5 protein-coding genes are annotated in these 10,104 nt (G+C 36.0%); 3 read left to right on the forward strand and 2 right to left on the reverse strand.

What is annotated here, in order from left to right; translation table 11 throughout:
* Both pntA and Q0K76_RS12580 read right to left on the reverse strand, forming a co-directional pair.
* A partial coding sequence (pntA, locus tag Q0K76_RS12575) for a Re/Si-specific NAD(P)(+) transhydrogenase subunit alpha (RefSeq protein ID WP_294616020.1) occupies positions 1 to 1,502 on the reverse strand: 1,502 nt, incomplete at its 3' end.
* Positions 1,503 to 2,084: 582 nt separating this feature from the next.
* The gene (locus Q0K76_RS12580) at positions 2,085 to 2,810 is read right to left on the reverse strand and encodes a DUF4198 domain-containing protein (protein WP_294616021.1); all 726 of its coding nucleotides are present in this window, start codon (positions 2,808 to 2,810) and stop codon (positions 2,085 to 2,087) included.
* 421 nt (positions 2,811 to 3,231) lie between these two features.
* On the opposite strand from Q0K76_RS12580, the gene mukF reads away from it, so the two are divergent.
* The 3 genes from mukF to mukB all read left to right on the forward strand — a co-directional run bounded on the left by mukF (position 3,232) and on the right by mukB (position 9,756).
* A complete protein-coding gene (mukF, locus tag Q0K76_RS12585) occupies positions 3,232 to 4,554 on the forward strand; it encodes a chromosome partition protein MukF (RefSeq protein WP_294616022.1) in 1,323 nt (440 codons plus the stop codon).
* A gap of 76 nt (positions 4,555 to 4,630) precedes the next feature.
* Complete coding sequence (gene mukE / locus Q0K76_RS12590; protein WP_363322500.1) at positions 4,631 to 5,335, forward strand: chromosome partition protein MukE; 705 nt, start codon at positions 4,631 to 4,633, stop codon at positions 5,333 to 5,335.
* Positions 5,336 to 5,337: 2 nt separating this feature from the next.
* Entirely contained in the window at positions 5,338 to 9,756 is a 4,419-nt protein-coding gene (gene mukB / locus Q0K76_RS12595; protein ID WP_294616024.1) for a chromosome partition protein MukB, read from the forward strand.
* Positions 9,757 to 10,104 lie beyond the last annotated feature (348 nt).

Genomic DNA, 10,104 nt, shown 5'->3' on the forward strand with positions numbered 1-10,104 from the left:
CTTTGGGTAACAAAGAATCCACCAAAAATATTGATACTAGCAATCAAAATAGCAACAAAAGCAATTGCTGTCGTTAAGCCATTATCATCACCAACTTGCAATATTGCACCGACTAAAATAATACCAGAAATAGCATTAGTCACTGACATTAGCGGTGTATGGAGAGAATGAGTCACATTCCATACCACGTAGTACCCAACTACACAAGATAAAGCAAACACCGTAAAGTGTCCTAAAAAGCTTTCTGGAACAGAATTTGCTAGCCAGAAGTAAGCAATCATAATTAATGCTAAAATGCCATACTTCTTTTGAGGTTCCATTGGTTTAGGTTCAGCTTTAACAATAGGAACGGCTTCTTTCTTCTGTGGTTGTGCTGAAACTTGAATTGGTGGCGCCGGCCAGGTAACTTGTTTATCTTTAACTACCGTTACACCACGGATTACAACATCTTCAAAGTTAATATCAATATTACCATCTTTTTCTTTAGCAAGAAGTTTTAATAGATTAACAATATTGGTTCCATAAAGTTGCGAAGCTTGAGCAGGCATTCGATTAGCTAAATCGGTATAACCAACAATTTTTACATTATTGTCTGTTTCGTAAACTTTACCAGGTTTGGTTAATTCACAGTTACCACCAGTTAGTGCCGCTAAATCAACGATTACACTGCCAGGCTTCATCGATTCAACCATCTGTTTAGAGATTAGTTTAGGTGCTGGTTTTCCTGGAATTAAGGCTGTTGTTATAATAATATCAACATCTTTAGCTTGTTCAGCAAATAGCGCCATTTCTGCTTCAATAAAGGCTGCTGACATCTGTTTGGCGTATCCATCTCCCGAGCCAGCTTCTTCTTCAAAATCTAATTCTAAGAAATCAGCTCCCATACTGTTAATTTGTTCTGCAACTTCAGGGCGAGTATCAAAAGCCCGAACAATCGCACCTAGGCTCACCGCTGCGCCAATTGCGGCAAGGCCGGCAACACCCGCACCAATGACTAACACTTTTGCTGGCGGAACTTTACCGGCAGCAGTAACTTGCCCAGTAAAGAATCGACCAAATTGGTTCGCTGCTTCAATTACCGAACGATAGCCCGCAATATTGGACATTGAACTTAATGCATCAAGTGATTGAGCTCTTGAAATACGTGGCACACAATCCATTGCCATGACAGTAACATTTTTAGCAGCTAGTTTTTCTAACAGTTCTTTATGTTGCGCCGGATAAATATAACTAATGAGGGTTAATCCTTCTTTCATTAAAGCGATTTCATCATCATTAGGTGCATGAAATTTCAAAATTAAATCATTTTGCCAAATATCTTGGGTATTTTGAATTGTGGCTCCCGCATCAATAAAAGCTTGATCTTCAAAATGAGCTGCATGGCCTGCACCTTGTTCAACAGAAACTGTAAATCCAAGTTTTAACAGCTGTCCAACGGTTTGAGGTGTTGCCGCAACTCTAGCTTCATTGGATAACCGTTCTTTAGGTATACCTATATGCATTGCGTTACATCCTTATGTTTGTTAAAGTAAATCTGGTGTACTTTTGATTTTAGCATAAATTAGCGTCAGTGCGAGCAGGTAATTAATTTTTTATTATCGCCTTCTTATTATTATTTTTAGTAATAACAACCATCAATGATATAATCATAAAATTACACTATATTTATCATCAAGTTAATTTAAATTGTGGCACCTATTTTTTGCTAAATTAGTGCTATATGTTAGCCTTTTTGACAAAAGGTACAAAAAGCACAAGATTTTACCTGCTTGTTCACGATCTTTGCATGGTTACTGATGTAATCAATCTCGTTTAATCAACACCTAACGAATTATTATTGATATTGAATTAATAGCAACTTTCATTTTAGGTATACTGCTGGTGAATTTTGGTTGTTTAGTCGATGAATATTGTCATATACAAGTGGTAACTGAAGTAGATCATGCGGATTTTCGGGATTTAATTGTTGAAGTTTTACATAATATTGATGAGGTAAACTGATAATATAATAAAAACGACATCACATTCGTATCTCGTTTTTATTATAGTTATTTATTATTTTTACTCTAATACCATTAAATTATTTAATCTTCTTCTGGCATTAATGTAAAAGTTAATGTAGTAAAAAATTTGTCTTGAGTAGCTAATGTATTATCTTTTAGTGGGAAACCGATTTCTACACCGATGACATTTAATCCTTGATTTGGAATAGTGATAGAAGCTTCACCTTTGTCATTGGTTTTGATTGTCTTGTCTAAATTGCCCACTACATCAATAATTACCGGGACATCGGTTAGTGGTTTGCCATCTTTATAAACTGTGATAGGCAAATTATCACCTCGTTTTAATTTAGTTGGATCAATTTTTGGTACAATTTGCAGTGGAATATCCTTAATCAACTTAGGTTTATTAACTGATGATAGATAATTTATACTGTATTTGATCGCATGCGTGCCCTTTGAGGCGCCTTCAACTTTATTCATAGGTAAATTAACATATTTACCTTGAGAATTTTTGGTCCAATAACCATAATCAAAAGATACTGTAACTACAGCTGTTTTATCAGTTGGTTCAACAGTCACATAATTGCTATGTGTTTTTTTCGCAATTGATATTGCTGACCAATCACTTGTATAGGCATTGAGTTGTTTAACACATTCCGGCTGATAGCCATTATCTAATGGACCTTCCCCTAGCACAATTTGTTTTTGATCAACACGATTAGTAATCCAGATACCATGCGCAGAAACTGCTTGTGAAACCAAGCCAGTTAGAGTTCCAGACAACATAAGGACTAATAATTTACGCATATATTTACCTCTTTATTTTATGAAAATGATAATCATTATTATTTTCGGATTGTTAAATGTCAAGAATTATCTGTTCGTTAATTAACCAGAATTTTATCTTTTTAAATAATTGAAATAAATTTAAAGAGTGTTCTTAAATAGACAATTGACATGTATTAACTTATGCTTAAATAATAGTTAATATGAAAAGCATGAAGGTATTGATTATCTAAATATCTTATTAAAATTAATTGATAATAATTTGAATTATTTCAAATAGATTTTATAAACTCAAACTTGATAATAAATCTTGAATATAGCTGTTTTTAACTATCACAATTTGTTATATAATCGGAAATATTTGTCTTTGGCACAATATATTACGTATCGCATATTTTTAAGGTACTTTTTGTTATGACGTATCTTTAATTAAGGAACTGCTATGATAGATTTTTCCCAATCAGTGCCAGAACTGGTCTCTTGGGCAAAAAAGAATGATTTTTCAATTGCATTACCTGTCGAAAGGCTGGCATTTTTGTTGGCTATTGCTGTTTTAAATAGTGAGCGCTTCGATGGCGAAATGACTGAATCTGAATTAATTGATGCTTTCAAGCATGTTTCACAGATTTTTGAGCAAAGTGAAGATACCATCGCTGTTCGCGCCAATAATGCGATTAATGATTTAGTTCGCCAACGATTAATTACGCGTTTTGCTAGTGAAATGACAGATGGTTTTTCAATTTATCGCTTAACTCCACTCGGTATTGGAATTACTGATTACTATATTCGTCAGCGTGAATTTTCAACCTTACGATTGTCAATTCAACTTTCTATTGTTGCCCAAGAATTAAAGCGAGCAGCCGAAGCTGCGGTTGAAGGCGGTGATGATCTACATTGGCACAGGAATGTATTTGCACCTTTAAAATATTCGGTTGCTGAAATTTTTGATAGTATCGATATTACCCAGCGAGTAATGGATGAGCAACAAGCTGACGTAAAGCAGAATATTTCGGCATTGTTAAGCCAAGATTGGCAAGCAGCAATTAGTAGTTGTGAAGAACTGCTTAGCGCAACATCACAAACGTTACGTGAATTACAAGACACATTAGCAGCTGCAGGCGATAAATTACAGGCTAGTCTACTTTTGATTCAAGATGCAATACTTGATCTTCCCGATCTAGATAAAATCAATAATGTGGTCATTGATTTACAAGCAAAACTAGATCGAATTATTGGTTGGGGACAAAAAGCTATCGACCTATGGATAGGTTATGATCGACATGTCCATAAATTTATACGTACTGCGATTGATTTAGATAAAAATCGCGTTTTTTCACAACGATTGCGTAAATCAATCCAGAGCTATTTTGATTTACCTTGGTCTCTTATCTTTGCCAATGCCGATCGCTTACTTGATATGCGCGATGAGGAACTTGCTTTGCATGAAGCTGAAGTTACCGGTGAATTACCTTCAGAACTAGAATTTGAAATGATTGAAGAGATTCAAGATTACATTATTGCGCATATTGAACAAAATTTATTGATCTTTAAACAAGACAATAAGCCACTTGATATCGGTATTGCCATTCGTGGCTTTTTAAAACAGTTCCCACGCGAACAACATTTTGATATCACAAGATTATTTATCGATCAGGCAATCCGACTTGGTTTTGCTAAAGATGATCTGCTCGGTATTCCTGCCGAATGGAAACTTATTAACGATTATGGAGCTAAGGTGCAAGCACATGTCATCGACAGATACTAACGATTTTGAAACAAAAGAAGCGGCTCACCCTCTTAATGATGTCATGGGGCGCTTAGCCGCAAGTTCACAAGATACGATGGATAAATATATGCCAATCAAATTGGCTCAAGCGATAGCCAATCCTATTTTCCCAGAACTTGATAGCTTGCTTCGTTCCGGGCGTCATATAGGTATTGATGAACTCGATCAACATGCTTTTTTGATGGATTTTCAATCTGAACTTGAACAGTTTTACCAACGCTATAACGTCGAATTAATTCGAGCTCCAGAAGGTTTTTTCTATCTTCGACCACGTTCAACAACATTAATACCTCGTTCGGTTTTGTCTGAACTTGATATGCTAGTCGGTAAAGTACTTTGCTATTTATATTTAAGCCCAGAGCGATTAGCGCATGAAGGCATTTTTACCTTACAAGAACTCTTTGATGAACTGGTTTCACTTGCTGACGAAAGCAAACTGCTTAAATTAGTAAATCAACGTTCGACTGGCTCAGATCTTGATCGGCAAAAATTATTTGATAAAGTCAAAACTGCTGTAAACCGTTTACGTCGACTCGGTATGATTTTTTTTATTGTTGGAAATGACAACAGTCGTTTTCGTATCAATGAATCAATATTTCGATTTGGTGCAGATGTACGTAGCACTGATGATGCTCAAGAAGCGCAATTACGCTTAATTCGTGATGGTGAAGCCATTAAAATAGAATCATCTTTGAGTTTAGATGATGAAAATGATAATGAAGAACAAGAAGATGTCGTTGTTAATGAGGAGATTGAATAATCATGATTGGACACGGTAAATTTCACTCATTAACCCTGATTAACTGGAATGGTTTTTTTGCTCGAACTTTTGAGCTAGACCAATTAGTGACAACGCTATCTGGTGGTAATGGGGCTGGTAAATCAACCACAATGGCTGCATTTGTAACCGCATTAATTCCTGATTTAACCTTATTACATTTTAGAAATACTACCGAAGCAGGCGCTACATCTGGTTCACGCGATAAAGGATTATACGGTAAATTAAAACCAGGTGTTTGTTATTCAATGTTAGATGTAATTAATTCACGTAATCAGCGGATTATTTGTGGTGTACGTCTACAGCAAGTAGCTGGGCGGGACAAAAAAGTGGATATAAAACCATTTTTACTGCAAGGCTTGTCAGTTACTATTAGTCCAACAGAATTAGTCACTGAGCGGTTAAATGATAAACAAGCACGAATTTTATCTTTGTCTGAATTTAAAGATAAAGTTGAATCAATGGATGGCATTATCTTTAAACAATTTAATTCTATAACGGATTACCATTCGGTTATGTTTGATTTTGGTATTTTACCAAAACGGTTACGTTCATCATCAGATCGTAACAAATATTATCGTTTGATTGAGGCTTCACTTTATGGAGGTATCTCAAGTGCAATTACGCGTTCACTGCGTGATTATCTTTTACCCGAAAATAGTGGAGTACGTAAAGCATTCCAAGATATGGAAGCTGCACTACGCGAAAATCGCATGACATTAGAAGCAATACGGGTCACGCAATCAGATCGCGATTTGTTTAAACATCTTATTACTGAATCGACAGATTATGTTGCTGCTGATTATATGCGGCACTCAAATGAACGTCGTGTACATATTGAATCGGTATTAGGACTACGTCGTGAGATGTTTAAAACCCAAGACCAGCTTATTAGTAATCAATTTCGTCAAGATGAAATGGCCAATGAACTTAAAGAATATCAAGATGCACAAGCTATTTTAGAAACTGATTTACAAGCAGCCAACGATCACCTCAATTTAGCCCAAACAGCATTACGTCAACAAGAAAAGATCGATCGGTATCAAGCAGATTTAGATGAGTTAAATCTGAAACTTGAAGAGCAAAACGAAGTGGTGATAGAAGCGAATGAACAATATCAAACCTATCGTGATCAGGTTGAACATGCTGAACAAGAAGTTGATGAAATCAAAACACAATTAGCCGATTATCAACAAGCACTAGATGTACAACAAACCCGAGCCATTCAATATCAACAAGCTTTGCAAGCCTTACAAAATGCACAGTCTTTATGTCAGTTGCCAAAATTGGCAATGAATAATATAGAAGAATATTATGCGATTTTTGATGAAAAACAAAAAGAAATCACTAAGCAAGTTTTAGAATTAGAACAAAAGCTTAGTGTTGCTGATGAGGCAATTAATCAGTTTGATCGTGCTTATCAGTTAGTTATCAAATTAGTTGGTGAAGTAACCCGTAGTGAAGCTTGGACAGCAGCCAAAGAAGCTCTTAGAAATTGGCCATCCCAATGTTACCAAGCAGAACAAGCGCAATACTTACAATTGCAACTTCATGAGTTAGAACAACGTTTCTTTGAACAAAAAGAAGCTGAATCTTTATTAACGCAGTTTTGTAAACGAATTGGACGCCAAGTCAGTTACGATGAACTCGATGGATTACAACAAGAACTCGAACTACAACTTGATGACAATGCTCAACTTGCCAGCGAATCAAGTGAAAAACGTATCGAATTTAAGCAAGAACTTGAACAAATTCAAACTAAAATTAGCGATTATCATCAAAAAGCACCACAATGGTTAAAAGCACAAGATGCATTAATTGCCTTACAAGAGCAAACCAGTCAAACTTTTGATGATAGCCAAGCGATTACACAACATATGCGTCAACTTCTTGAACAGGAACGTGTGCTAATCACTGAGCGAGATCAAATTAATAATCGGCGTAATCAGTTAGATACCCAAATTGAACAATTAAATCAACCGAGCGGTGTTGATGATGGGCGTCTATCTGCGCTTGCGGAACGATTTAATGGGGTATTACTATCAGAAATCTATGAAGATGTTACTATCGATGATGCTCCTTACTTTTCGGCTTTATATGGCCCAGCCAGACAAGCAATTGTTGTGCCTGACTTATCACTGGTTAAAGCACAGTTAGAAAACCTCACTACAAGTGATGAAGATTATCCTGAAGATATCTATTTTATTGAAGGTGATCCGTCATCATTCGATGATAGCGTTTTTGATTGTGAAGAGATGAATAAAGCGGTGTTGGTCAAAACAGGTGATCGTCAATGGCGTTTTTCATGTTTCCCAACAGTACCACTTTTTGGTCGTGCAGCGCGAGAAGTTCATCTTGAAAAGTTATCGATCGAACGAGATGAATTACTCGAACGTTATGCAACCATCTCATTTGATTTACAAAAATTACAACGTATTGAGCAAAATGTTGGGCAATTCATCGCTCAATATTTAGCCGTTGCTTTTGACATTGATCCAGAAGCAGAAGCACAAAAATTAGTAGCAAGACGTAGTGAAATTGAACGTCAATTATCATCTCAAGAAAGCATTGATAAACAAAATCAACAACAAGTTGCTAATTGCAAAGAACAATTGACTACCATAAATCGACTTATTGCTCAAATGCACTTACTTGCTGATGACGATTTGGCTGACCGGGTAGATGAATTGCGTGAACAGTTAACAGAAGCTCAAGAAGCAGAGCAATATGTTACTCGCAATCGTAATACTGTGTCGGAATTAGAGCCAATAGTTGCTGTATTACAAAGCGATCCTGAACAAAATGAAACTTTGCGTGAACATTACAATTCAATTAAGAACCAACAACAAATAATTCGTGAGCAAGTGTTTGCCTTGACTGAAGTTATGCAAAGGCGGGCCCATTTTGGTTATGAAGATTCAGCCGGTATGCTAGATAATGATACCGATTTAAATGAAAAGTTACGTGCTAGATTAGAACTTGTTGAAGAACACAGAACACAAGCGCGTAGTCAAATGCAGCAATATCAAGATAAATATAACCAATATAATCAGACCTTAGCTTCACTTAAAAGTGCGTTTGAGACAAAGCGCGATATGTTAAATGAGCTACATAAAGAGATCGAACAAATTGGTGTTAAAGCTGATGCAAATACGCAAGAGCGAGCACAAATTCGCCGGGATGAGATCCATCAAAAACTCAATACTAATCGCCAAAGTTGTTCTTCATTAGAAAAACAACTCATTATGTATGAAAGTGAGATGACTCAAATGCAAAAACGGTTAGCTCAAACATTACGTGATTATAAACAATTACGTCAACAGGTGGTAAGAGCTAAAGTTGAATGGTGTTTAGTTCTCCGACTAGTTAAAGACAATAGTGTAGAGCGCCGTTTACATCGCCGTGAACTAGCCTATTTGAGTGCTGATGAACTACGTTCCATGTCAGATAAGGCATTAGGTTCTTTGCGCATTGCTGTAAACGATAATGAACATCTGCGCGATGTACTGCGATTATCAGAAGATCCTAAAAGTCCAGAACGGAAAATTCAGTTTTATATTGCCGTTTATAAACATTTACGTGAAAGAATTCGCCAAGATATTGTAAAAACCGATGATCCAATTGAAGCAATTGAACAAATGGAGATCGAATTGTCGCGCTTGACGGAAGAATTAACTTCACGAGAGCAACAATTGGCAATTAGCTCTAAAAGTGTGGCAAATATTATTCGTAAAACGATTCAACGCGAGCAAAACCGTATCCGTGTGCTGAATCAAGGATTGCAAGCTGTTGCATTTGGTCAAGTTAATGGTGTCCGTTTAAATGTTAATATCCGTGAAACTCATGCTACCCTTTTATCTGGACTTGCTGATGAACGAAATGAACATCAAGATCTATTTAGTAATAATCGAATTACTTTTTCAGAGGCATTAGCGAAACTCTATCAACGTTTAAACCCACATATTGATATGGGGCAACGAACCGCACAAACTATTGGTGAAGAATTGCTCGATTATCGAAATTATCTGGAAATGGATGTTGAAGTTAATCGTGGTGCTGATGGTTGGTTACGTGCTGAAAGTGGCGCGTTATCCACTGGGGAAGCAATCGGTACCGGTATGTCGATATTATTGATGGTTATTCAAAGTTGGGAAGATGAATCCAAACGCCTACGCAGTAAAGATATTTCACCATGCCGTTTGCTATTCTTGGATGAAGCTGCTCGTTTGGATGCCAAATCAATTGCCACTTTATTTGAGCTTTGTGAAAGATTAGAAATGCAATTGATTATTGCAGCGCCAGAAAATATCAGTCCTGAAAAAGGTACCACCTACAAATTAGTGCGTAAAGTAATTAATAACAATGAACATGTACATGTGGTTGGCTTAAAAGGTTTTGCATAAACACTATTGGTTTATTGATATTTATTTTTTCTTCGCCGACATTGTCGGCAAAATTGTTTTATTTAATTAAACACAGTTAATCCAACTAAAAAAGTGTTTTTTGAGTAAGGTAGTTATATTACTTCATAAGTATGATTTATAGTCCATTTATTGGAGTTATAAGAAGTCAGGTTTTCAGAAAAAATCGATAAGGATTAGTTCACTTTCTTAAAAATATTGGTTGTTGTTAATAGATTATTTATAGTTTTGGTCGCAAGTATGTTCCAAGAAGTTTCAGGAATAGCATACGTTTTAGTATAAAATTAAACCTACATTCAACATCTAAGTGCGAATCCAGTCAGTAAAAGG

It is taken from the genome of uncultured Gilliamella sp. (genome assembly GCA_945271295.1).
GTDB lineage: Bacteria > Pseudomonadota > Gammaproteobacteria > Enterobacterales > Orbaceae > Gilliamella.